General features: G+C 66.3%; 23 protein-coding genes and 2 pseudogenes. 9 read left to right on the top strand and 16 right to left on the bottom strand.

Features of this window, described 5'->3' with window-relative positions; genetic code table 11:
* Positions 1-61: 61 nt before the first annotated feature.
* From D187_RS19005 to D187_RS18985, 5 genes are all read right to left on the bottom strand, one after another.
* A complete protein-coding gene (locus D187_RS19005) occupies positions 62-640 on the bottom strand; it encodes a DUF7738 domain-containing protein (protein WP_043430569.1) in 579 nt (192 codons plus the stop codon).
* Entirely contained in the window at positions 637-2,070 is a 1,434-nt protein-coding gene (locus D187_RS19000; protein ID WP_002622016.1) for an HET-C-related protein, read from the bottom strand. Before D187_RS19000 ends, D187_RS19005 begins: the two co-directional genes overlap by 4 nt.
* Positions 2,036-2,647 (bottom strand): hypothetical protein, encoded by a 612-nt coding sequence (locus tag D187_RS18995; protein ID WP_155893441.1) that lies wholly within the window; start codon positions 2,645-2,647, stop codon positions 2,036-2,038. Before D187_RS18995 ends, D187_RS19000 begins: the two co-directional genes overlap by 35 nt.
* Positions 2,648-2,996: 349 nt before the next feature.
* Complete coding sequence (locus D187_RS18990) at positions 2,997-3,704, bottom strand: MBL fold metallo-hydrolase (protein WP_002622014.1); 708 nt, start codon at positions 3,702-3,704, stop codon at positions 2,997-2,999.
* A gap of 123 nt (positions 3,705-3,827) precedes the next feature.
* Positions 3,828-4,364, bottom strand: a complete 537-nt coding sequence (locus D187_RS18985) for an FHA domain-containing protein (RefSeq protein ID WP_002622013.1) — start codon at positions 4,362-4,364, stop codon at positions 3,828-3,830.
* Positions 4,365-4,463: 99 nt separating this feature from the next.
* Here D187_RS18985 and glpK point away from each other — a divergent pair, with 99 nt between their 5' ends.
* Genes glpK through D187_RS18970 form a run of 3 tightly spaced genes read left to right on the top strand, consistent with a single transcriptional unit; the run spans position 4,464 to position 7,511 of the window.
* Positions 4,464-5,948, top strand: coding sequence for a glycerol kinase GlpK (gene glpK, locus D187_RS18980; protein WP_002622012.1), 1,485 nt, complete (start codon positions 4,464-4,466; stop codon positions 5,946-5,948).
* Between the two features lie 16 nt (positions 5,949-5,964).
* The gene (locus D187_RS18975) at positions 5,965-6,276 is read left to right on the top strand and encodes a 4a-hydroxytetrahydrobiopterin dehydratase (RefSeq protein ID WP_002622011.1); all 312 of its coding nucleotides are present in this window, start codon (positions 5,965-5,967) and stop codon (positions 6,274-6,276) included.
* On the top strand, positions 6,276-7,511 hold the full coding sequence (locus tag D187_RS18970; RefSeq protein WP_002622010.1) for a hypothetical protein: 1,236 nt from the start codon (positions 6,276-6,278) through the stop codon (positions 7,509-7,511). Before D187_RS18975 ends, D187_RS18970 begins: the two co-directional genes overlap by 1 nt.
* A 21-nt stretch (positions 7,512-7,532) precedes the next feature.
* Here D187_RS18970 and D187_RS18965 read toward each other — a convergent pair whose 3' ends face one another.
* The 6 genes from D187_RS18965 to D187_RS18940 all read right to left on the bottom strand — a co-directional run bounded on the left by D187_RS18965 (position 7,533) and on the right by D187_RS18940 (position 11,718).
* Positions 7,533-7,811 (bottom strand): hypothetical protein, encoded by a 279-nt coding sequence (locus tag D187_RS18965; protein WP_002622009.1) that lies wholly within the window; start codon positions 7,809-7,811, stop codon positions 7,533-7,535.
* A 29-nt stretch (positions 7,812-7,840) separates the two neighbouring features.
* Entirely contained in the window at positions 7,841-8,917 is a 1,077-nt protein-coding gene (gene dapE / locus D187_RS18960; protein WP_002622008.1) for a succinyl-diaminopimelate desuccinylase, read from the bottom strand.
* 27 nt (positions 8,918-8,944) lie between these two features.
* Positions 8,945-10,087, bottom strand: coding sequence for a bestrophin family protein (locus D187_RS18955; RefSeq protein WP_002622007.1), 1,143 nt, complete (start codon positions 10,085-10,087; stop codon positions 8,945-8,947).
* Positions 10,088-10,143: 56 nt separating this feature from the next.
* A complete protein-coding gene (locus D187_RS18950; protein WP_002622006.1) occupies positions 10,144-10,968 on the bottom strand; it encodes a 2,3,4,5-tetrahydropyridine-2,6-dicarboxylate N-succinyltransferase in 825 nt (274 codons plus the stop codon).
* A gap of 49 nt (positions 10,969-11,017) precedes the next feature.
* Positions 11,018-11,326 (bottom strand): hypothetical protein, encoded by a 309-nt coding sequence (locus D187_RS18945; protein WP_002622005.1) that lies wholly within the window; start codon positions 11,324-11,326, stop codon positions 11,018-11,020.
* Between the two features lie 89 nt (positions 11,327-11,415).
* Entirely contained in the window at positions 11,416-11,718 is a 303-nt protein-coding gene (locus D187_RS18940; protein ID WP_043430563.1) for a PRC-barrel domain-containing protein, read from the bottom strand.
* A 177-nt stretch (positions 11,719-11,895) separates the two neighbouring features.
* Between D187_RS18940 and D187_RS18935 the strand changes: the two genes are divergently transcribed.
* Positions 11,896-13,332 (top strand): pyridoxal phosphate-dependent decarboxylase family protein, encoded by a 1,437-nt coding sequence (locus D187_RS18935; protein ID WP_002622002.1) that lies wholly within the window; start codon positions 11,896-11,898, stop codon positions 13,330-13,332.
* 3 nt (positions 13,333-13,335) lie between these two features.
* On the opposite strand, the gene D187_RS18930 is transcribed toward D187_RS18935, so the two are convergent.
* A complete protein-coding gene (locus D187_RS18930) occupies positions 13,336-13,830 on the bottom strand; it encodes a hypothetical protein (protein ID WP_002622001.1) in 495 nt (164 codons plus the stop codon).
* Between the two features lie 10 nt (positions 13,831-13,840).
* Positions 13,841-14,644, bottom strand: a pseudogene (locus tag D187_RS18925) (DUF2381 family protein); the annotation flags it as partial.
* Between the two features lie 383 nt (positions 14,645-15,027).
* On the opposite strand from D187_RS18925, the gene D187_RS18920 reads away from it, so the two are divergent.
* The 4 genes and pseudogenes from D187_RS18920 (at position 15,028) to D187_RS18905 (ending at position 19,600) form a co-directional block, all read left to right on the top strand.
* Entirely contained in the window at positions 15,028-16,338 is a 1,311-nt protein-coding gene (locus D187_RS18920; RefSeq protein WP_002621999.1) for an AAA family ATPase, read from the top strand.
* Positions 16,335-17,117, top strand: a complete 783-nt coding sequence (locus D187_RS18915) for a hypothetical protein (RefSeq protein ID WP_002621998.1) — start codon at positions 16,335-16,337, stop codon at positions 17,115-17,117. The genes D187_RS18920 and D187_RS18915 overlap by 4 nt, the downstream gene beginning before the upstream one ends.
* 614 nt (positions 17,118-17,731) lie before the next feature.
* Positions 17,732-19,024, top strand: a pseudogene (locus D187_RS18910) (AHH domain-containing protein).
* Positions 19,025-19,027: 3 nt separating this feature from the next.
* Positions 19,028-19,600 carry an imm11 family protein gene (locus tag D187_RS18905; protein ID WP_002621995.1) on the top strand — a complete coding sequence of 191 codons (573 nt, stop codon included), beginning with the start codon at positions 19,028-19,030 and terminating at the stop codon, positions 19,598-19,600.
* An 81-nt stretch (positions 19,601-19,681) separates the two neighbouring features.
* Here the strand turns inward: D187_RS18905 and D187_RS18900 are convergent, their stop codons facing one another.
* The 3 genes from D187_RS18900 to D187_RS18890 form a co-directional block, all read right to left on the bottom strand.
* Positions 19,682-20,347: a hypothetical protein gene (locus D187_RS18900; RefSeq protein WP_002621994.1), complete on the bottom strand. Its 666-nt coding sequence runs from the start codon at positions 20,345-20,347 to the stop codon at positions 19,682-19,684.
* Positions 20,348-20,638: 291 nt separating this feature from the next.
* Positions 20,639-21,253: a Coq4 family protein gene (locus tag D187_RS18895; protein WP_002621993.1), complete on the bottom strand. Its 615-nt coding sequence runs from the start codon at positions 21,251-21,253 to the stop codon at positions 20,639-20,641.
* Positions 21,254-21,320: 67 nt separating this feature from the next.
* A complete protein-coding gene (locus D187_RS18890; protein WP_002621991.1) occupies positions 21,321-22,523 on the bottom strand; it encodes a glycosyltransferase family protein in 1,203 nt (400 codons plus the stop codon).
* A gap of 114 nt (positions 22,524-22,637) precedes the next feature.
* Between D187_RS18890 and D187_RS18885 the strand changes: the two genes are divergently transcribed.
* On the top strand, positions 22,638-24,212 hold the full coding sequence (locus D187_RS18885) for a hypothetical protein (protein ID WP_002621989.1): 1,575 nt from the start codon (positions 22,638-22,640) through the stop codon (positions 24,210-24,212).
* Positions 24,213-24,284 lie beyond the last annotated feature (72 nt).

Below are 24,284 nucleotides of genomic sequence, written 5' to 3'. Positions count from 1 at the left end.
AAGGCCTCTTGAAACAGCGGCGGGCCGCCCCCTTTTCCGAGGGCTCACCCGCCGCGTTGCTTCACTTCGTCTCTTCGGCGAAACCCATGTAGAACGACTCGGGAGTCCCCTCGTCAGTCAAGTCTATCCGCACATAGACGCTCCGGGGAGACTGGATGATGTCGTAGCTGTATATCCGATCGAGGTAACCGCGCGAGAACGGCTGCCCCTGCTTGGTTCGATTCACATCCTCGATCCGCGAACTGGGGGTGATGTCACTTCCATCTACGCAAAGCCGTCCCTTGAATGTGCTCTTTGGCCAGTATTGAGGAGCCCCGCGGAAGGGGTCGGTATTCGAATGCAGGACAACAGCGAAGCTTTGAAGTGCCTCATCCGAAGACGGTGCGATGGCGTAAACCCCTGCCTCGTCCCACACATAGACGTTGGAAGAGGTGTCGATCATTCGTGAGTGCTTGCCAAAAACCTGCTCCCACGCAGTCAACGAGCCCGGAAGAGGAAGCGCACGGCCATTGTATTGAATGCTCGTCCCTCGAACCAGCAAGTCACACGTGGCATCCTTTGGCTTCTCCCGAGTACAGGAGAAGCTGCCCGCCCCCATCGCGAGCGCCATCGTGAGAACGATTTGTTTGAGAAACCTCATGCCAGTCCTTCAATACCTTGCAAGGTGCCACGAACTTTCGCGAGTAGGGCCTCGGGAGCGCCATACGCCTCACCTTGCGCGCGAATGCGGGCCTCAGCTTGCTTCGCTTCCGTGAATTGGCGGTTGATGATGGCTCCCCGCTCCAGGAGTTGGAGCTTCGCGGGGTTCGTCCTCGCCCATTGGCGAGCCCATTCAAAAACCCAGGACCGGCCATCCGTGGCCGCGTTCTGGATGTCCTCCGGGTGAACGAAGTACTTGAGTGCTTCCCGGACAACTGTCTCCACAGTCCCCTTCCCCGTCCAAACCCCGGCAATGAGACCACCGATCTCCCGCACCACTTCCATCGCCAATGCGGCGGCCAACAGATGCAACGGGTGATCGTCGTGGTCCTTGGAGAGTTGGCTATGAGTAGGATGGAGAAAGGAGGGATTGCTCAAGAACTCCTCTTGGGATTTCGTCACGTTCGTTGCATGTTTTCTGGCCTGGGCCGAGAGGATCGCGTTCGGCAATTTGGACATCAACTTGGAGAGTTCATCGATCATCCTGCCCATCAGAGGATGATTCTTCACGAATTCCTCCTTGAACCCCAGGAGTACCTCCAGTCGTCTCACCTGCTTCTGGTCAAGGTACTCGGAAGGAATGTCCTTGAGGAGAATGAGCAGGATCTCCGTGGAGGCAGTGCGCTGACCCGGCACATATTCCTTGGTTGCCGTCAAGTTCTCGTTGAGGACATACGCCAGGCTGACCTGGATGTCGTTCGATCCAAATTTGCCCGTGACCAGGGGATACCTCGGACTGGGAGCCTGGACTTTCCTATGAGCCCAGGGGTAGACCTGCAGGTGTCCTAGTTTGAGGAGCAGCAACTCCGTGAAGTTGCTATGGGAGTAGAAGTCCTCGAGGGTGTGAAGCGCGTTTCCCAGGAAACGCAATCCTTCCGGCGTCATACCGAGAGCAGCGGCCGCACGCAGTTCATTCTCGACATAAGCCGCGGAGGTGACCCAATCGCCCTTGCGGTTCGCGATGTAGTTGAGCATGCCCGTTGCCGGATCGATGGCGACCTCCTCTTGCGTCCATTTCTTGCGGAAGTCTTTGTCATCCCGGGAATGGTCCTCAATGCCGTGAGGATTGTCGATGTGCTCTTCTGCCCGATACACACCGAGCATTTTCGGCGTGACCCGGAAGGTGTCCAGATTCCCGAACTCTCCACGTGCCATGACATCCAAGACTCGAGTCAATGCGCCCCGGGTGAAGCCCTCGAGGATGTTCCGGCTGTTCGCAGGACGTATCAACGCCGGATCGATGGCTTGTGAGTGATCCCGGAGCCAGTTTCCGAAGTAGATCTGACGCCGACGTTCAGGAAGAGGAAAAGCGTCTCTCAGAGCATCTTCGATGGACTCATGCCCGAAGGACAGCCCTGGCGCCGTGCCCACGTCCAGCACCGAAGAACTGGAGCGGGCCCGCCTTCTCGTCACGGGCGCGCTCTTGCACGCCCGTGTGCCGCTGGAGCGCCTTCTGGAAGAAAGCAGCGTCCGTGCTCAACCGCTGGACCCGGCCCGCGCGCACGAAGGTGGCGAACGGGCCGGAGGGAGGAGGAGCCTGCCAGGAGAAGAATAGTGCGTGCGCGAACTCGGCCCCTTCGTCGCGCGGCCCGTCCCCTTCCTGGCTCGAGTACTCGGTGCGCAGCAGGTTGTCCACGTGGTGGCCGAACTCCTCGACGAGTGCGAGGAGCAGGGTCGCCGCCTTGGACTTGTCCCGTTCCGCCAGGAACACCAGTTGCCGGTCCACGAGGATGACCCGCCGTGCGTTGTCGTAGCCGGCCTCGTGTCCCACGAGCCCCGAGGCCACGACCTCGATCCCCGGTGTGAGCAACGTCCTGCCCAGCAGCGCCTTGTGCAGCGCCTGGTAGGCCGCCACCGGCACGTCCGCGCCAAAGACCTTGGCCAGCTTCGACGCGAAGGTGGCCTCGGCTCCGCGAGCCGCGACCGCGCACAACGCCGCGCGGGCCACGTCGCTCTCCAACCGCTCCACCGGGAAGAGGGGCTCGCACGGCGACGAGTCATGGGCCTTCGCCAGAGGGCCAACTCCAAGACCCTCCCACCCACTCCGGATTGATGGCCTCTCCGCATGGCTCTTCATCGGCTCCCCCTCGGGATGCGCAGCCGCGCACATGAGCGCGCTCGACAGCATCGGCTCGGAGATTAGCCAAGGAACCCCAAGGGAAACATACGACCAAGGGGCCACGGCGCCTGGATGAAAGCGGTTGGCGCGCGGAGACAAGGCCCCCAGGCCGAGCCCAAGGAGATTGAATCGGCCACTCGCGGCAGCCCATCGCCGCGAGCGGCTTCCGAAAGACAACCTACAGCGCGAACACCTGCTCGGGAGGCGCGTCGCGCGCGTCGCGGGGCCGCGAGTTGTAGGCGAGCGACTCGGCCAGACGCTCGGGCTTCTCCGTGCGCGGCGCCCTCATCAACTGGAGGAAGGCCTCGCGATCCAGGCGCAGGCGCGGGTTGGAGACGCGCTCGTGGCCAATCGTGCTGAACGTGCGCCCGCCGTAGTCATGCGCGGGGAACACGAGCGTGTCGTCGGGCAGCGACAACAAGCGCTCCAGGCTCTCGTACTCGGCCTCGGGGTCACCCGTGGGCAGGTCCGTACGGCCCGTGGCGCCGATGAGCAGCGTGTCACCCGTCAATACCCGGTCGTCCAGCACCAGCACGAGCCCATCGGCCGTGTGGCCCGGGCTCGCCCAGACCCGCACGCGCACGTCGCCCACCGCGAGTTCGTCCCCCTCGCCCAGCGGCCGTTGCACCGCGTGCGCGGGCGCCCCCATGTGCACCGCGCCCATCATCCGCGCGAGCTCCCGCCCCCCGGACAGATGGTCCGCGTGGGTATGGGTGTCCACCACGGCGATCAATTGCAGCCGGTCCTTGCCCAGCCGCCGCAGGTAGCCCGGCACGAGCTCCAACACCGGATCCACGATGATCGCCTCGCGCGTCCACGCGCTGGAGATCAGATACGTGCGACAACTGGCCCCGCCGTTCAGCTCCTCGAAGATGAGCCCCTTCACCCCAACCCCCGTCCGTGCCGCGAGTGGTACCCGCGTCAAGCTAGGCACGGTCCACCCCCCGGCGAGGTCCAGCGGCCCGCCAGCCTCCCCAGGCGCTCGGAAGTCGACGCTCCGGAGCGGACGTCAGCGGGCGGCGGTGGGCACGGCCGCGTTCAGGTGCGCGTGAAGTGTCTGGGTGCTGACATACAGGAACTGCGCGTCCCCGAAGGCCAGCCCGTCCCCGTCGAGCAGCGCCTGCTCCTCGCCGCCGAGTTGCACCGAGTTGACGTAGGTGCCGTTCATCGAGCCCGCGTCGCGCAGGGTGCACCCCCCATCCGCCTCGCTCCAGCGCAGCATGGCGTGCACCTTGGACACGGACGGGTCATGCACCACGACGGAGCAGCTCGACTCCAGCCGGCCCACGGCGAAGACCTCGCCATCCTGCTTGGGGTGGAGGAAGAGCACCTGCAGGTGCTCGAAGCCCTGCAACATGGCGAGCAGCCGGTCCGTCAACCGCGAGCGGTGCGCCATGAACACCGTGCGCGAGCCGCCCATCTGCTGGGCCACCATCTGGAACACGAGCGAGGGCGGCTGCTGGATGAGCGCCACGGGGCCATGTTCGGCCACGAACGTCTCCACCTCCACCCGGGCCCGCGCCCGTAATTCCTTCACCGAGGGCATGGCGCGCCACGCTAGGCGCGCGCGCCGCGCGTGCCAAGAGCCTTGGCTCGGGTATGGTGCACCCCCACACCCTCCAGGCAGCCGCAGGAGAGCGCACTCATGGCGAAGGCGAAGTACGTGCTGGCAGTGGACCAGGGGACGACCGGGACCCATGTCTCCATCCTCGACGACAGACTGCGGGTGGTGGGGAGCTCCTACCGGGAGTTCCCCCAGCACTTCCCCAAGCCCTCGTGGGTGGAGCACGACCTGGACGAAATCTGGGCCACGGTGGAGCAGTGCATCCGCTCGGCCCTCAAGGACGCCAAGCTGTCGGGCAAGCAGATGGCCGCGGTGGGCATCACCAACCAGCGAGAGACGACCGGGCTGTGGGAGCGCTCGACTGGCAAGCCGCTCTCGCGCGCCATCGTGTGGCAGGACCGGCGCACGTCCGAGCACTGCGCCAAACTGCGCGAGCAGGGCGAGGAGGCCCGGGTGCGCGAGACGACGGGCCTGGTGTTGGATCCGTACTTCTCCGCCACCAAGCTCTCCTGGCTGCTCGAGCACGTGAAGGGAGCGCGCAAGCGCGCCGAGAAGGGCGACGCGTGCTTTGGCACCATCGACACCTGGCTCGTCTACAAGATGACCGGGGGCCAGTCGCACGTCACCGACGTCACCAACGCCAGCCGCACCCTGCTCATGGACGTGAAGCGCCTGGCGTGGGACGACTCGCTGCGCACCCTCTTCGGCGTGCCGGCCGCGTGCCTGCCGGAGATCCGCGGCTCGGCCGAGTCCTATGGCACCACGCGCGGCATGCGCTCGCTGCCCGACGGCATCCCCATCACCGGCATGGCGGGCGACCAGCAGTCGGCGCTCTTCGGTCAGGCGTGCTTCGCCCCCGGTGAGGCCAAGTGCACCTACGGCACGGGCGCCTTCCTGCTGATGAACACGGGCGAGACGCCGGTGACGTCGAAGGCGGGGCTGCTCACCACGGTGGCGTGGAAGATTGGAGACCAGACGACGTACGCGCTCGAGGGCAGCTCCTTCATCGCCGGGGCCGCGGTGCAGTGGCTGCGCGACGGGCTCAAGGTCATCAAGAAGTCCTCGGACGTGGAGGAGCTCGCCGCGAGCGTGAAGGAGAGTGGAGACGTGGTGTTCGTCCCGGCGCTCGCGGGGCTGGGGGCACCGCACTGGCGGCCCGAGGCGCGCGGCCTGTTCGGGGGCATGGACCGCTCCACCACGGTGGCGCACCTGGCGCGCGCGGCGCTCGAGGGCGTGGCGATGCAGATTCATGACCTGGCCGAGGCGATGCGCCAGGACAGCGGCCGGCAGATTCCCGCCTTCAAGGTGGACGGGGGCGCGTCGGCCAACAACCTGATGATGCAGTTCCAGGCGGACATGCTGGGCACCGAGGTGGTGCGCCCCAAGGACCTGCAGACGACGACGCTTGGGGCGGCGTTCCTCGCGGGTCTGGGCGCGGGGGTGTGGAGCAGCACGGACGCCATCCGCCAGGCGTGGAAGGTGGGCAAGGTCTTCAAGCCGAAGATGAAGCCCGAGGTGCGTGAGAAGTACCTGACCAAGTGGCGGCGCGCGGTGGAGCGCGCCTGAGAGGAGAGAGCACGCCATGGCCTACGACAAGACGCAGTTGAGCACCGCGGAACTCGAGCGGTTCCTCGCCGAGCACACCGGGTGGAAGCAGGAGGGAGGGATGCTGCGGCGCACCTACGAGGCGCCGAGCTTCCTCGCGGGCATCGAGTTCGTGAACCGGGTGGCGAAGGCGGCCGAGGCGGCGGACCACCACCCGGACATCGACATCCGGTGGCGCAAGGTGACGCTGGCGCTGGTGACGCACGACGCGGGCGGACTCACCTGGCGCGACACGAAGCTGGCGGCCGAGGCGGACACCCTGTTCGCCCAGGTGGCGTCCGCGAGCTGATGCGCGTGAGACTGCTCCTCGCGGGGGTGGTGCTGGCGGCGTCGGGGGCGTGGGCCCAGGACGACGTGCCCGTGAGCACCCGGCCCGAGCGGCTGTACCTCAACTCGGGGATGCTCATGGGCTCCTCGCGAGAGGTGGGGATGGGCGGCGCCTACGTGGGCATCGCCGAGGGCGTGGTGGGCTTCGCGAGCAACCTGGCGGCGCTCGCGCACCGCTCCCCCCGCCTGGACAAGGAATGGGACGTGGGCGTCACCCTGTCCTGGATGGATCTGCCGCTGGCGGAGGCGCGCGGCAAGGATCTGGACAACGACGGCGCGCCCGACGACGCCCCGGAGACGTTGCAGCTCTTCGGCGCCGTCATGTTGCAGTACCACAACGTGGGCCTGGGCTTCTCGCTGCGCAACTACAGCGTGGGCTACTGCAACACGCCCGCGTGCGACCGGGATGATCTCATCCGCGTGTCACAGCTCCACGCCTCGCTGGCGGGCGCGGTGGCGCTGGGCCGGGACGACTTCATCCTCGGCTTCGGCATCTACAGCGCGCAGGCCGTCTTCAATCACCGGGGAGAGGGCGACTGGTTCTACGGCAACACGGGCGTCGCGTTGGATCTGCTCTACCGGCCCCTCGGACGGCCCTACCGGCTGGGCCTGTCGGTGCGGCCGGAGCTGCGCGGACCCTGGAAGCGCCAGGAGGGGCAGGCGTCCTTCATCGCGGGCCGGCAGCTCTACTCGGCCGTGGTGTCCCCCTCGACGGTATCCCTGGGCGCGAGCTGGCGCATGGGCGAGGGCGCCGAGCTGTACAACCGGCTCTCGCCCGCCGCGCGTCAGCAGATGCTGGAGGGCGACTACTTCGCGGAGGTGCCCCCCGAGGCCGACAGCCGAGCCGTCGAGGGACGGTGGCTCTTCAGCGTGCAGGCAGACCTGCTCTCCCCGGTGGAGAACGCGGTGTCGGTGCACTCCTTCACGGCGCTCACCCCCGCCGAGCGCGTGGGGGAGTCCCCCCTGGTACAACCGCGCGCGGGGGTGGAGTACGAGCCGTTCCTCGGACGGTTGCGCCTGCGGATGGGGGCGTTCATCGAGCCCTCGCCCTTCGAGGGCCGCTCGCCCCGGCCGCACCTCACCGGGGGCTTCGAGCTGTTCCTCTTCCGCTACCTGGATGACTGGGCGGTGACGGCCTCCTTCGACCTGTCCCGGCGCTATTCCGACTTCGGCATCTCCGTGGGCTTCTGGCGCTGAGCCCCTTCCGGGCTCGAGCGCTCAACCCCGGCGGCCCGGACGGCGCCTCGCGGCCTGACGGCCTCCGGGCAACTGCCGCCCCGCGTCGTCCAGATGGGCGGAGCGCAGGGGCCGCGCCGCGTGGGTCTCCACGCCATTGGCGTCCTCGGGCAGCGGCCGATCCTCCTCCCGCCGGAGCGGGGGAGCACCGAGCAGCCGGGGATCCGGCTGCCAGTTGAAGAGCAGGATGGCGATCAACACCATCATCACCACCGTGCGCCGCAGGGACGCGGATTCCTGGAAGAGTGGATGTGGAGTCATCAGCCTCCCAACAACCGCCGGGGAAAATCTCAGCCCGCCTGCTTCAGGAACAGCGCCAGTTTCTCGTAGGCCAGCGCCAGCGCGGGAATGGGGGCGCTCTCGTTGGCCTGGTGGGCCTGGGCCGTCTCGCCCGGCCCGAAGTTCACCGCGTCCACGCCCAGCTCGGAGAAGCGCGCCACGTCCGTCCACGCCTGCTTCGACGCCGCCGGCAGGCCCGTGAGCGCCATCAACCGCTGGAAGAGCACGTTGTCCGCGCACACCCGGCCGCTCGGCGCCAGGTCGATGAACTCCAGCTCCGCCGCGTCGCCCACCAGCTCCCGCACGTCCTCCTGCGCCCGGGCCACCGACTTGCCCGGCGCGAAGCGGTAGTTGAGGTTGAGCTCGAAGGACTCCGGCACCACGTTGCGCGCCCGCCCGCCCGCCGCCTTGGTGATGCTCATCACCTCGTGGAAGGTGAAGCCGTCCTGCACCACCTCGCGCCGGGGCCGGGTGAGCAGGTGCGCGAGCAGCGTCCCCGCCTTGTGGATGGCGTTCTCCCCCTGCCACGGCCTCGCCGAGTGCGCGCTGCGGCCCTTGAAGCGCAACGTCACGTGCAGCGTGCCCACACACCCCACCTGCACCACCCCGTCCGTGGGCTCCATGGCGATGCCGAACTTCACCCGCTTGAGCTCCGGCCGCGCGTCGAACAGCGGTCCCAGTCCGCTCTCCAGGTAGGGGCCCTCCTCGCGCTCGTAGAGCACCCACACCAGGTTCACCGGCAGCCGCTCGCGGGGCAGGTCCTCGGCGAGCGCCATCATCACCGCCAGCCCGCCCTTCATGTCCGAGGCGCCCAGGCCGAACACCCGCTCGCCCTCGATGCGCGCCGGCCGGTCCTCCGGGTGCGCGGGCACGGTGTCCAGGTGGCCCACCAGCGCCACCGTGGGCCGCTCGTCCTGGAGGTGGCCCAGCACCAGCGAGTGGCCCAGGCGGAACACCTCGCTCGCGGGCAGGTGCGCGCGGGCCCAGTGCTCCACGTGGTCGGCGAGCGCCCGCTCCTCGCCAATGGGGCTGGGGATGCGGCACAGGGCCAGGGTGGACTGCGCGAGGCGGGTGGCGAGTTCGTTCATGGAAGAAGGGGCTCCCGGGGGGGGCCGTCAGTAGAGCAGCCCGTTCTCGGGCTGCAAGGGGGGAGGCAGCTCCGTCTCTCCGAGCATCTGCCGCAGGTTGATCTCGATGGTGCGGGCGAGCGCCGTCATGGGGATGTCGCTGTAGCCATCCTCGAAAGGCGCCTCGACGTCGCGGCCCACGGCATCCATGGCGATGAAGAGGAAGGCGATGATGGCGGTCACGAAGGGCGTGAGGATGCCGAGTTCGGCGACCACGCCGAGCGGCAGCAGGGCGAGGTAGGCACGCACCATGGCGTGGGGCAGCACGTCGTACTGGCGCGGAATGGGGGTGTTCTTGATGCGCTCGCAGGCCCCGAGGATGTTCATCAGGTCGGTGAGCGAGTTGTTGAGGATGGTCAAGCGGAGCATGGACTCGACGCCCGGGGCCTCGCTGAGCACGCGGCGCAGCCGCGCCGACATCCACACGACGATGGCCGTGGGCACGTTCTGCTCCTCGCGCAGCGCCTCCAGCACGGACGGGTGGAAGAAGGGCTGGAGGGAGGGGAAGGGATCCTGGCGCCGCAGGTGGCAGCGCAGCGCGTTCACGAAGCCGATCTGCGCGTACACCAGCTCGCGCGCGTCCGTGGTGATGGACTCGAAGAGCACCGGGGTGTCGACGCGTCCCTCCTCCGGGACCTTGAGCACCTCCAGGGAGGCGTGGTCCATGAGCGAGTGGGGGGCGATGAACGCGCCCCGCGCCTTGCCGAAGCGGTCGCGCACGGCGCCATCGCTCACCCCGAGCGTGCCGCCGTGGGGAGAGGCCTCCACCGCCGTGCGCAGCAGGCGCGAGGTGGCCCGCGGCATGCTGGACATGGTGGACGCCTCGTTGGAGAGGGAGCCGGGTAGGAAGGTGAGCACCTGACGGGCGAACGTGCGCGACGTGTTCACCAACGAGCCCCACAGCGTGCGCGCCTCCCACCACCGGTCATAGGCGGAGTTGTTGCGGAAGGTGAGCAGGATGCCAACGGTCGCGGCGAGCACGGTCACGGGCAGCGCCGGCACCGCCAGGAAGGTGAGGCTGAACTTGCTGTACGCGATGACCACCGCGGTGGCCATCAGCACGTGCACCACCACCGGACGGCCGGTGTACTTGAGCACGATGTGCCAGGACAGCGTCTTGCCAACGATCATCACGACCCTTCCCGGAGTGGCCCCGCCACCCCCCTGAAACCCTGGACCGGCGGCGCCTAGACGGAGACAGCGAAGTCGCGCAGCGCCGAGTTGAGGCTCGTCTTCTTGTCGGTGCTCTCCTTGCGCTGCCCGATGATGAGCGCGCAGGGCACCATGTAGCGACCCGCCGGGAACTGCTTCTCCTTCATGCCGGGGATGACCACGCTGCGCGCCGGCACGCGGCCCTTGTAGACCTTCTCCTCGGGGCCGGAGACGTCGATGATGGGCGTGGAGGAGGTGAGCACCACATTGGCTCCGAGCACCGCCTCCTCTTCCACCACCACGCCCTCCACGACGATGCAGCGGCTGCCGATGAAGGCGCCGTCCTCGATGATGACGGGCGAGGCGGTGGGCGGCTCGAGCACGCCCCCGAGTCCCACGCCACCGGACAGGTGCACGTCCCGGCCCACCTGCGCGCAGCTGCCCACCGTGGCCCAGGTGTCCACCATCGTCCCCGCGCCCACGCGCGCGCCGATGTTCACGTAGCCGGGCATCACCACCGCGCCGCGCTCCACGTGCGCCCCGTAGCGCACCACGCCGGGCGGCACCACCCGCACGCCCGCCGCCTCCAGCCCCTTCTTCAACGGAATCTTGTCGAAGAACTCGAAGGGCCCCACCTCCATCACCTTCATGTCGGAGATGCCGAAGAAGAGGAGGATGGCCTCCTTCACCCAGGCATTCACCTTCCAGCCCCCGGCGCCCTTCTCCGCGACCCGCAGGGCCCCCGAGTCCAGCAGCGCCAACGTCTCGCGCACCGCCTCGGCGTACCCGGACTCCTTCAACTTCGCCCGGTCCGCGAATGCCGCGGACACCTTCTGGGACAGCTCTTCGATGGAGGACATGGTCACTTCTTCAAGCACGAAACGCCTGGGGACGCATCATCCTCCTGCCTCAAGCCGGAGCTTGCGAGGACTCGGCCAGGGGGTGGATGGCCGTGGAGATCTCCGTGCTCCACCGGTCTCCCGCGGGCTCCAGCGCCGCCCGCGCCTTGCCCGACACGGTCACCCCCCGCCCCGACACTCCCCGGATGTGCGACAGAGGCACCGCCCACAGTTGCTTCGAGGCGCGTTGATGGACGAACACCACCGTCTGGCCAATCGCCTTCACGCGCCCCAAGAGCTTCCCGTCTTCGTCCCACACCTTCATCGCGTGCTGGATCGAGCGCCGCTCGAAGGGGGAATTCAACCAATCCGCGTTCATGGCTCCACCTCCCTGGACCCAACCTCGAACCGCCAAGGTGGGGTCGGGACCGGCCGGAGGGGAGTCCCCCCTCCGCGCCGACTCCCTGGCTACTGAACGGACGCGTGCTCGTCCCCCAGGGACAGGACCTGCCGCAGCCCCTCCACCACCACGGAGAGGACGATGGTGTCCCCCACGGACTGGACGAGGTGGGTGGGAATCTCGATGAGCGCCGGGCGGAAGAGCGGGTGACGCGCGCGGAGCTCCTCGGCGACGGCCCGGTCCAACTTCACCTGGAGGGCGTCGATCCGCCAGGTGTCTACATCCAGGAAGAAGCCGGCCACCTCGCCAATCACCTTTCCATCCGCCCCGATGATGGCCCGCTCCATGAGTTTCTCGTCTAGAAGATGCATCGCGCGACTCCCTATCGATAAATGGTGCTCCCCTCAGGAAGGTATGCCGCCTGGGCAGGCGAACCATCCGGGAGGACGCACGCGCGGGGCCTGCCTCCCGGCTGGCGGGAGCCCCTCCGAGCGACAGGGTTCCAGAGGATTGACGCCCGAGCCGACTGGCGCCATGCACCCGGTCCCATGGCCCCTCCCCGTCCGCCCCTCGCCACCGCCTACGACGCCGAGCACTTCCGCCAGCTCGGGCACCAGCTCGTGGATCAGCTCGCCGACCACCTCGCCCGCGCCACGCGCCGCGAGGGCCCCGTGCTGCCCTGGGCCCCGCCCGAGGTCCACATCGCGAACTTCCCCGCGGACTTCCCCGAGGAGCCCACGGGGGACGTCCCCGCCCTGCTCGCCCGCGTGGTGGAGGGCTCGCACCACCTGCACCATCCCCACTACGTGGGCCATCAGGTCTCGGCCCCCCTGCCCCTCGCCGCCCTGTGTGACTTCGTCTCCTCGTTCCTCAACAACGGCATGGCCGTGTACGACATGGGGCCCATCGTCACGGCCATGGAGCACAACGTGCTCGGCTGGATGGCGGGGACGCTCGGCATGCCCAAGGGCGCGCGGGGCGTGCTCACCTCGGGGGGCTCGGCGGGCAACCTCACCGCGCTGCTCGCCGCGCGCCAGGCCAAGGCCGGCTTCGATGCGTGGAATGGAGGCGCCACGGCCGGACCGCCGCTCACGGTGCTCGTCCCCGAGACGGCCCACTACTGCCTGGCGCGCGCCACGCGGGTGATGGGCTGGGGCAGCGGGGGCGTCACCCCCGTTCCCGTGGACGCGCACTACCGCCTGCGCCCGGAGGCGCTGGAGGACGCGCTCGCCACGGCCCGACGCGCCGGCCGCCATCCCATCGCCGTGGTGGCCAGCGCCGGCTCCACGGCCACGGGCGCCTTCGATCCGCTCGAGGCCGTGGCGGACTTCTGCGCGAAGCACGGGCTGTGGTTCCACGTGGATGGAGCCCATGGGGCGTCGACGGCGCTCAGTCCACGCTATCGACACCGGGTGAAGGGCATCGAGCGCGCGGACTCGGTGGTGTGGGACGCGCACAAGATGATGATGATGCCGGCGCTCATCACCGCCGTGCTCTTCCGCGAGGGCCAGCGCTCCTTCGACGCCTTCGCGCAGGAGGCCAGCTACCTCTTCACGGGGCAGGACACGCGCTCGTGGCACGACGTGGCGATGCGCACGCTCGAGTGCACCAAGGAGATGATGGCGCTCAAGCTGTACACGTGCCTGAAGGTGCTGGGCACGCGAATTTTCGCGGATGCCGTCACGGCGAGCTTCGATCTGGCGCGGCGCTTCGCCGAGCGCCTGGAGACCGCCGGGGACTTCGAGCTGGCCGTATCCCCGGACTGCAACATCGTCTGCTTCCGGCACACGCCGGAGGGAGTACCCCCGGGCGAATTGGACGCGCTCCAGGTGCGCCTGCGCGAGTCGCTCGTGCGCGGCGGGGACTTCTACCTCGTGCAGACGATGCTCGGAGGGAAGGTGTGGCTGCGCACCACGCTCATCAACCCGCTCACCACGGACGAGGACCTGGAGACCCTGCTGGAGTCCCTGCGCCGGGCGGCGTGAGGGCTAGCGGAATGAATCCACGATGAAGACCGCGGCGGTCGTGGAATCAACGACGGCGGTTCCGGGCGGGGACTCGGGCCGCTTGCGCAACTGACCCAGCCCCATACGGGCGACGGCACACAGGGGGATTTTGTTGCCGCCATTCATCGGCTGGGCCTCGTAGTAGCGGATGACGGCCTGTGAACCACCAGTCCAGACGCGCCCGTAGAGCCGCGATGGCGCATCGAGAAGGCCGAGATCATTCTCGAGCATGCTCTCGATGGGTCCCTCGTACAGCGTGATGGGGGTAGCCGACTGGTTCGCGTCGATCTGAACCACGGCCGCCTCGCCGACGAACAGGCGCAGGTAGTTCATCGCCTTGCGAGCCTCTTCCGAACACTCCTCCGGTCCTGGAGTCCCATCCGGGCGAAGGGCCACTCCCCCAGCGGGGGTCACACATCCAGCCAGCGACATCAGCAAGACGGACCAGCACGAGCGCACAAGCTTGGAGGAAATCATGGCTCCGCTCCTACTTCGCAACGAGGTCCGGATCTAGCTGGATGAAGGCCTGCCGAAGTCCATCATTCCGATAGACTTCGAGGAAGACCGAGGTCAGCTTGCCGTCTTCCATGAACGCGCTCCTGTCCGCGACGATGGCGACGACACCCGACTCACCGGGGTCGATCCTGGAGGGAAGCGATCGTGTGGCGACAGCGCGCTCCTGGCCTTTCGCGACGGTCAGGACACGTGCCGACGTCATGATCCAGGGCTGTTCCGAGGACAGGTTCTTGATGCGAAAGACGACCGCCGCCTTGCCCTTTCCCTTGTACAGGGTCGCGTTGACGTCGGCCGCGTCGTCCTTGCCGGTCACGTAACCCGCGAGCTTGAACGGCGTCTGCGCCAACGAGCCCGAGGTCAGCAGGGCGGCCAGAGCATGGTCTCCCGAGTGCTCCTCCTGGCGATAGCGCGCGACCTCCTCTTTCAGGGCGTCGTTTTCATCGAAGGAGCGCATCAGGGCGTCGTGCATGGCCGCGTAGCTCTCACGGTCCTTGAACACGTCGATTTGCTGGTCCGCCCAGCCCCACTCTCGAAGGCCCTGGGGTCTCAGGAGGAAGGCCACCTCCGTCCCATCCACGAGCGTCACGACCAGGGGGATCGCTTCGTCGGAGGCAAGCTCGTGGAGGGGTTCCAAGATGACCTTGTTGCGGACCACCGCCAGCGGCTCGAGCCGACCCTCCCAGCCGAGCATCTTCGTCTTGTCCGGATCCACGGCCTTCTCGAACCGGAGCGCGGTGACGACCTGCGCCTTCACGTAGACGCGGTGGGTGGTATGGCCCGGGTGCTCCTACAGCAGGAGGGAACGAACAGAGAGCTTCTCGCTCCCACCCGCCCGGGCCGCCGGCGCCATGAGGACCACGAGCAAGATGAGCTGGACAGCCGTCCTGGGAAGTCGCATTGTCCGGGTAACTTATGAAGGCGGGTGCAAGGCCGTCAAGCCGCTAGGCGCCGCGACGGGAGGCGTGGGCAGTCACACACCGCCTGCGTCGGGCCAGAAGGGTTCGCTCTTAGAGCGAGGTCTACGCCCGGCGTCGGTCGTGGACGCTCGCGGCGATGTGCGGTGGACCGGCGAAGTGCGCGCGGTAAGGTGGGCACGCGCATCGGCTGACGAGCGGCGATGCGCGTAGCGGACCCACGTCGACCTGTAGGACCCGAGCCATGGTGAAGCTGAAGCGCCTGAAGATAGAGAAGTACCGGAACGTGAAGCCAGGGACGGAACTGCACTTCCGGGACTCGCTCAACGTGATGCTGGGGCGCAACGGCACGGGCAAGACGACGCTGTTGAACCTGATCGTCCACGTTCTGAGGTGGGACTTCTCACAACTTCAGGCGGAGGCTGCCAGTCTCGAATACGACTTGCATACAGCCCAGGTGGAACTGGCCGTGCGTTTGCGCACGGAGACGCTCCGCGAGCCGTCAGGAGACAGCACGAATGCCCAGCCCTTTTCGAATGAGCTACTAGCCCTGGGATTGGTTCAAAAAACTCCTCGATACGCAACGGTCCTGGAGATTGACATCATCCGACCCGGGCAGGAACCCTGGGCACTTCGGCTAGACGGCAAGGTGCTCAGCTTGAGCAACCAAGGAGGGAAGACCTACACCATCACCCATGAACAATCATGGCCAGGACAACACAACCTCCTACCACTTCTGGGTCTTGTTTTCTCGACGCCGTCTCTCCAGAACATCCAAGACGTGGGCCGCGCACTGCTATCCGCCAACGAGGGATTCTCATCTCTCATCCAAAGATTCGATGAGTCCCTTGGATATTTCGAGCAGGTGATTGAGCGGGAATCCATTTCGGTTTTCAAGCTTCAAAACGAAGAAGGCCAATACAAAGCCAGTCCTGGTTGGCCCGTCTCTTTCGCTCAAAAACTGGAGAAAACCCTCGAGTCGAATCCAGACGTCGAGGACGTAGCCATCAACTCACAGGATGAAGAGCATGAGTTCCTGCACCGACTCGTGGAACTACTCGGTTTCAAATCCGCACAGGTCCGGCTCCAGCGTACAGGTCGATCACCTGCCCCTTTCGCACGGCTCGAATTCGGGAACCTCCAATTCTACTTTACCCGGCGGGACGGTTCCATCATCAACCACTCGCTCCTGAGCTACGGGCAGAAGCGACTGCTGGCCTTCTTCTATTATCTAGCCACCTACTCGACATGTGTCGTAGCCGATGAGCTGGTCAATGGCATGCACCACGAATGGATCGAGGCTTGCCTGGAGGATCTCGGCGAGCGCCAGGCCTTCCTGACGAGCCAGAATCCGCTGCTGCTCGACTACCTCTCCTTCGAGTCCGCTGAAGAGGTGCGCTCTTCATTCGTCCTCTGCCGCACGGAATTTCACGAGGGCCGCGAGCAATTGGTCTGGGAGAACATGACCGCAGAAGACGCGGAAGGATTCTTCAAGGCGTATCAGGTGGCCATCCAGCACGTCAGTGAGTTGCTCCGAACGAGGGGGCTGTGGTGAACCGCACCGCCACATGCCTCTCCGTGCTGATCCTGCCGGAGGATTCTGGACCGAAGGCCTTTGAAACGCTCCGAGCCCTCGCGAAGGAACTGCTCAAACAGGTGGACGAGCACGTTCATACGAACAGGATCTCCTTCGAGCCCGTTCGGAACGAACTGGCGCTCCAGGCGATCCACTCCACCATCTGGAAAAGCACAAGGGCGAAAGATCGGCAAAAACAGGTGGAACTCATCCGCACGATCGCGACCCAGGTCCTGATGGTGGACGGATGGGTCCTCTTCCATTTCGACGGGGATCGGGAATGGAGCACTCGCGATTCGAGTGAAAATGTGAAGAAGTTCCAGACGCTTGTCTATGCGCGCGTCCGGGAACTCGTGGTGTTGAAGCTCACCGAGCTACGGGATGGATCCACGCCGCAAGCACTCGAAGCCCGGGCCCATGCACGGTTGACCCGGCTCAAGACCGTGGTGCCGTTCTACAGCATCGAGGCGTGGCTCTTTCAGAACAACCGTGAGGCCATCCGGCTCTGCCAGGAGTCCTACAGCGGACGGGATGTCGAGCAGTTCCAAGCATGGGCCCAAGACCGCACCGCGCTCGACGAGGTGCTGAAACCCAAGGAAGCCGTGAGCATGGGTGCCGCGCACAACCTGGACCTCGCGTCCCACGGATTCCCGGCGCGAGAAGTCCACGCTGCGGGCAAATCCTTCGCCGCCACCGTGGACACACTGAAGCAGGATGGTGAGTTGCGCGACGCCCTGGCCCGGACCTATGCATACTGAATCACGGGCCCCTGCTCATAACTTGCGCAGGGCGCGGCCAAGCACGGGCAAAAGCGCCAGGACGAACACGTTGAGCCCGATGGACCAGGTCACAATGCCTTCCACCACCGTGCATCCACATGCCGGGTGCCCAGCGCCATCAGCACCGGCAGGAAATCCAGGCTGAAGCGCTACGCGATCAACTTCACCCAGCCGTTGTTGTAGTAGTATAGCATGTGGTCAAGGAACTGGCCCACCATGCTCCAGGCCGCCATCAGCCGCTCGGCGGGCCAGTGACTGCGCACCACGCTCTCAACCCGCTCACTACGGACGCGGACCTGGGGGCCCTGCTGGAGTCTTTGAGCCAAGCAGCGTGAGGGTATCGGAACGCGTCCACGATGAAGACCGCCGCAGATATGCGCGGATGATTCACCGCCTCCGTGACTCTTCCGGGCACGCATCCAGCCCTAGAGTTTCATCCAAACGAAGCAGACTCTCGCCGCGCGGCCGCTGGCCGCGAAGGAACTTACCGAACAGGGTAGATTATAAGCACCCATTGAGATCATCAGAGCGGGCTGATATATGTGGCGCCTTTTCCTGACGTGCAGGGACATTGGCTCTGGGGACATCTCATGTTGAGGGTTTGTTGGATTGTTGCGTTGCTCATGCTCGCGGCAGGATGCGCGACGACGAGGGTTGTCAGCCTCGACACCGGGCAAGGGGCGCCAATCGTCTACACGCCGATTGAATCTGCTCCGGTCGAAATCAGCGAAGCGGAGTACAAGAACGCGGTCACGCAGCTCGTGCTCGACCTGGAGCTGAACGTTGCACTGAATGAGTTCGAGCGTGGCGACTCACGATCATTACTCGCATCCTCTGGGGGGATCGTCGACGGCGCACAAGGCCGCACGGTGCTACCGTCATATGAATGGATTTGCCAGCGACAAAGTGCACCAGGTCGTTGACCAAGCCTGCTCGCAGGTGGGTTCACGTTCAAGCCAATGGAGCAGCGAATGATAGCGCTCTATTTCGCGCTCGATACAGTCTGGGAAGGCGTTGCGGAGGCGATAAAGGATTTGACGAATCCTGCTGCTCTGCGGGCGATGATCACGACAATGATTGGAACCGCACTCGTCATGCTTGTCGCACCCGAGCCGGTGACGAAGCTCATCGCGATCGCGTTGACGGCATCCTTGATTGCGTATCTCGGTACGGGTCCTGTGTGGCACATCGGGCAGGCATTCCTGCAACTCTCGGCCGAATCAAGGAACGCGAAGAATTTTTCCGAACTGAAGGACGCGGGGCACCGCTTCGGGAAGAGACTCGGCGACAACGGAGCTCGTGTTCTGGTTGTCGTCGCGTTGGCAGCGCTCGGCGGAAAGAACGCCATGGCTGCGCAAGCCCCCAAGCTGCCGGGCGCGGCGCAGGCTGCACTGAGGGCGCAGGCCGAAGGTGGGTTCCAGTTATCCGCAGCTTACACGGGCGGGGTGCAAGCGATTTCCCTTCCCTCGACTGGAGTACTGAACGTAACGCTCGCTCCAACTGCTGTTGCAGCGGTCGCCATGGGTCCCGGGAGTGGGATTCAAGGTGATCCCGAGGGACCCGTTCACCACATTTGCACGGACAAAAACGAGATTTCCGAAGCATCGGGCGGTCCTTGGACGCCTCAGTTCGAGAAGCTCTTCAAGCTGGCCAACATGGACCTTGATGACCCTGCGAACTTGATCCGCATCAAAGGGCACAAAGGGCCACACCCCCGCGAATACCATCAAGAGGTGCTCGACCGTATCGTCAAGAGAATGAATAGATGCAAGGGCCCCGCACAGTGTCGGGTCTCGTTGGTGGAGGAACTTGCTATGATCGCACGAGATCTTATGACGGAGGGTACAAGGCTGCGTCACCTCATTACGAGGAACACCGAGGGATAATGCATGGAGCGACGCTTTTTCCGCCTGACCATCGATGTTCATGTACCAGGGCGTTGGTATCTCTCGGATCCAACCAACCTCGCGGGAGACGAGATCGACGACATCTGGCAATTTACCGATGGCCGGCCTGTAGAGGTTCGCGATCGAATACGTGTTCCCATTTTCAAGCCCGGCGAACCGATCGACATCGAGTTTGCCGGGGCAGCGCAGACCCCTATCGTCAGCGAACGGGTCGCGTCCGTGTTCCGCGAGCAGGCGCCGCAGGATGTTCAACTCCTTCCTGTTGAGGTTGAAGGAGAGGCTACGCCTTACTACGTGCTCAACGTCGCTCGTGAACTCCACTGCATTGACGACGCCGCGTGTAAAGAGGTTCAATTCTACACGCCGAAGGATGGGCGACCCGAGCTAGTCGGCGAGTACCGCGCCGTTTCCGGTTTGCGAATCGACAAGTCAAAGGTCGGTGACGCTCGCGTCTTCCGGCTATGGGGCTGGCATCCGCCGATCATCGTCGATGGAGAGCTCAAGGAAGCACTGGAGCGAACCGGCATCGTGGGCGGATTGTTCGACGAGGTATAAGCGTCGGTCGCCCCCTCCGTGGCCCGGACCTACGCCCACGGGTGAATCACAGCTCTCTCTATAGGTGTCTCCGCGAAGCCCTTACCATGAAGGGAGGATGCGGATGTCCTCCGGGAACACGGGGTCCACTTCGTACTCGCCGAGGAATTCTCCGCTGACGCCCTGGATGACGACGCGCTGCCCCTCCTCGAGTTCGCTCACGTCGATGCCCGTGCCGGCATTGACGAACACGAAGGTGGGACCGGTACCGTCATCCACCGCGAACTTGTATCCGAAGGGAAGGTCATTCTCGATATCACTGACGATGGTGCCCTTGATGCGGACGAGGCGGCCCTCGGTCTCCTCGCTCACGTCGCCGGTCTTCACGGGATGGGGTGGGGGCGCGTGCGCATCCCCCAGCACCTCGATGGACGTCGGTGCCACGCTGAGCACCTGCCCGAAGGAGTTGGTCAGCGTGCCCGTCACACGGACCACCTGGCCGACCTCGATGTTCGCGTCGAGCGCGTCGAGGATGTAGATGCCGACCTTCTCCTCCTGGATGGCGAAGCCATTGTCATTGGGAAAGAAGGCTCCCGTGAATGACGTCGCCACCCCCACCACCGTCACGGTGGTGCCCAGGGGTTGTTGGCGAGCGGCGGCGATGGAGCCGTTTGGGGGCTGCGCCACGACCGGGCCAGGAGCGGCAATAGCCACCACCGCGAGTAGCGCGGCCAGTCCGGCCACCCACTGCATCCTCATTGCAACCATGACGTGCTCCTGGTTCTGATTCCCGGAGGAAGCGTTGAGCGCCAGCGCTGCATGGCGCGTCTGGGCTTCTAGTCGGAAATCCACGGAGTGACAGTCGTCCCCGGGTCGCACGACTCTGTCTCCCCCTGGGCTACGGGGTGTGTGAGGAAATCGGCTCTGGCGAAGGCAAGCAATTCCAGACAGGAGCGAGTGTGAAGTGAAGATCCGCGATTTCTTTCAATAGATGTCAACGGCATCGTAGGCGGGCCCGTGCTCGATTGACCCGGCAGCGGACCTACGCCCCCCGGTGAGTCACGGCCCTCTCTCTTCGAGCGCGATGCCCAGGCGGTTACGTGCCTCCGGCAAGGGAAGCGTGAAGAGTTGCTCCAGGGGCTCGGCGATGAGGCACCGGGCCCGCCGGGCCAGGGCCTCGCCGCGCGCGGAGGCCTCGCGCAACGCGGCGCCCTGCCCTGGGCGGACGAGGGGGTAGAGCCGCCGACCCCACCGGGCCGCGCGATCGTAATCGGGGCTGTAGTGCTGGGCGGACACGAAGGACCAGACGCCGAGCTCACCCACGAGACTGGTGTCGAAGCCGAGCAGCACATGGAAGGCGTCGTGGAGCAGGGGATAGCGGACCTCCAGGCGAGAGGTCCTCGCCAGTTCCTCCGCCACTTCCCGCGAGACGATGAAGGGCTTCAACCGCTGGTCATCCATGAAGCGCGCATACTCACGCCCGAAGGTTCCCTCGGGAAACCGTCGCAGCGCATCGAGGTCGATCGACGGAAAGGGCTCCTCGAGCAGTTCCAGCTTCGCATCGAGTTCAGGGTAGGCCCTGCCACCCGTCGCCGCGCCTTTCAGGGCCGCCGCATCGCCAATCCGGCCCGCCCTCGCGCTCTGGACCGCTCGCCACAGCATGCGCCACTTCATGGTGTCTCCCCCCCGCTCTCTCCACTGGAGCCGAGCTGCTGGACTCGGGAGTCTACATGAAGTCCCCTCACAACTTGCGCAGGGCGCGGCCGAGCACGGGCAAGAGCGCCAGGACGAACACGTTGAGCCCGATGGACCAGGCCACCAATGTCTTCCACCACCGCGCTTCCACATGCCGGGTGCCCAGCGCCATCAGCACCCACAGCACCGGCAGGAAATCCAGGCTGAAGCGCTGCGCGTTCAACTGCACCCAGCCGTTGTTGTAGTAGTGCAGCATGTGGACGAGGCACAGGCCCACCATGGTCCAGGCCGCCCACCGCAAGCGGCGCTCCGGCCGCGCCGCCAGCGCCACGAAGAGGAAGGGACTGGCCAGGGTGAGCGACGTGCCCATGCCATCGATTCCCACGGGCGCCAGCAGCCGCTTCCCACCGAAGTGGAAGTGGGGCCCCTCCAGGAACATGTGGAAGAAGTTGAAGGGCACGTACGCGGGATGGAACAGGCCATAGCGCTCCACGCGCGCGGCCAGGAAATCGTCCAGGGGCATTCCCGCGTAGCCCGTGTTGAAGGGGTCCCCGAAACGCAAGGCATTGAGCAGCAGGTACACGCCGCCACAGACGCCCACCAGCACGAGCGCCCATGCCCCCTCGCGCACCTGCCGTCGGCGGCCCTCCTCCGCGTGACGCCACCAGACCACCCACAGGATGAAGGGAATCAAATAGACACACAGCTGGCGCGACAGGAAGGCCAGCCCCGCCCACAGCCCCGCCCGAGCCCCTCGCGCCGGTCCCAGCGCCTCCTCCAGGGCCAGCAGCGAGCACGTCACCGCCACCACGTGCGCCAGGAACCACACGCCCTCGCTCTGCACCACGCAGAACCAGAAGGCCGTCCCCGCCAGCAGCGCCGCCACCAGCCAGGGGCGATCCGCCTCGGGAATCTCCAACCGCCGCAACACCCGCCAGGCGAGCCACGCCACGAGGCCCGCGAGCACCAGCGCCACGGCCCGGTAGGGCACGTGCTCGTGCCCCGTGAGCGCCACCACCGGCAACACCACCAGGGTGGGGAACGGGGGAAAGGCCACGTAGTAGCGGTCCCCGTACAGGCTCAGGTCCTCCACCGGACCCGGCACATCCAGCCGCCCCGCCAACCAGCTCTGCGCCTGTAGCCCATAGAGGTTGGGTCCCCCGTAGTACGGCAGACGCAGGCTCAGGCCGAGCGCGATCAGGGCCAGGAGGACGAGGAGGACTTTGCGCGAGGAAGGCGGGAGGACCATGGGTGGAGGGCGCGGGTACTTACCACAGCCACCGTGCCCCATCGCCTTCAGGCATGACACGCGAGCGCGCGGCCTGCCTGTGTTATGGAGGCCCGCGACAGCCCCCCTCCCACCATGACCCCCAACACACTCCCCACGGCGGAGCCTCGTCTCCCTCCGCGCTCCCTGCTCCTGGCCACCTGCGCGCTGCTCCTCGGCGTGGTGCTCTGGCACGCATGGCTCAGTGACGACGCCTACATCCTGCTGCGCTCGGTGGACCACACGGTGCGAGGGTACGGTCCGCGCTGGAACATCGCCGAGCGGGTGCAAGCCTTCACCTGCCCGCTGTGGACGCTGCTCGTCACGGCCGTCTACGCCCTCACGCGCGAGGAGTTCTTCACCACCCTGGCCCTCTCCGTCACGGTGACCCTGGGGGCGCTCGCCCTGTGCCTGCGCGCGGCGCCCACGCGCACCCATGCACTGCTCGCGGTGCTGGCGCTCACCGGCTCGCGGGCCTTCGTGGACTACGCCACCTCCGGTCTCGAGAACCCGCTGTCGCACCTGCTGCTGGGCGCATTCCTGCTCGTGTTGGCTCGGCCGGAAGCCGGAGGCGCGTACCGGATGGGTCTGTTGTCGCTGCTGGCGTCCCTGCTCATCACCAACCGCATGGACCTGGGACTGGTGGTGGGGCCCGCGCTGCTCTGGGAGGCGTGGCACGCGCGGAGCTGGCGCACCGCGGGGCTGCTGGTGCTGGGCCAGGTGCCCTTCCTCGCGTGGGAGGTCTTCTCGTTCGTCTATTACGGCTTCCCCTTCCCCAACACGGCCTACGCCAAGCTCAACACCGGCGTGCCCTCGGGAGAGATCGCGATCCAGGGACTGCACTACCTGGACATCTCCACGCGCTATGACCCGCTCACCTCGGTGGCGCTGCTGGCGGGCTGCGCGACGGCGGTGCGCTCGCGCCGGCCGGTGCTGGTGGCGAGCGCGGTGGGTGTCGCCCTGTACCTGCTCTACGTGGTGCGGGTGGGCGGAGACTTCATGGCGGGCCGCTTCTTCACCGCGCCCCTCTACGCGTCGGTGATGATGGGGTTGCTCGCGCGACCCACCCTGTCCGCCCGTGGAGTGCGGCTGGCGCTCGGGGTGCTGGTGCTGGCACAGGTGCCCGGTCCGCTGGGCGCCGCCGTGGCCGAGGCGGCGGGCGTGAAGCCCCTGCGCTGGTACAACACGCGGCAGAGCGAGCCCCAGGGAATCACCGACGAGCGCGCCGTCTACGCGGAGGGCGCCGGCCTGCGCCACTGGCGCCCGGGACGGCCGTGGCCCGCCTACTACTTCTGCGACGAGGGACGCGCGGACCGCGCCAGCCACCCCGAGGGGGCGGTGCTCCCGGCCTACAGCATCGGCATGAAGGGCTTCTGCGCCGGGCCCGCCCTCCATTACGTGGACATCTACGCCCTGGCGGATCCACTGCTCGCGCGCACGGTGCGTCCGCGGCGCTACTGGCGCATCGGCCACTTCGATCGCGACGTGCCCGACGGCTACCTGGAGACGCTGAGCACCGGACGCAACGTCATGAAGGATCCCGCCCTCGCCGAGTACTTCGACAAGCTGAACCTCGTGGTGCGCGGTCCCCTCTTCACCCGGGAGCGCTGGCGCGCCATCTGGGAGCTCAACCGCCAGCGCACCGCGCCCTCGCCAGGGTCCGCGCGCTGAGCAGGGGCGCCGAGCCTCCGTTGCGTATCCATCCCCACCTCCTCGTCATGCGCCGCGGCCTGTGGTGGGGCG

Source organism: Cystobacter fuscus DSM 2262 (genome assembly GCF_000335475.2).
Lineage (GTDB): Bacteria > Myxococcota > Myxococcia > Myxococcales > Myxococcaceae > Cystobacter > Cystobacter fuscus.
This window is presented reverse-complemented; position numbering and strand designations above follow the sequence as displayed.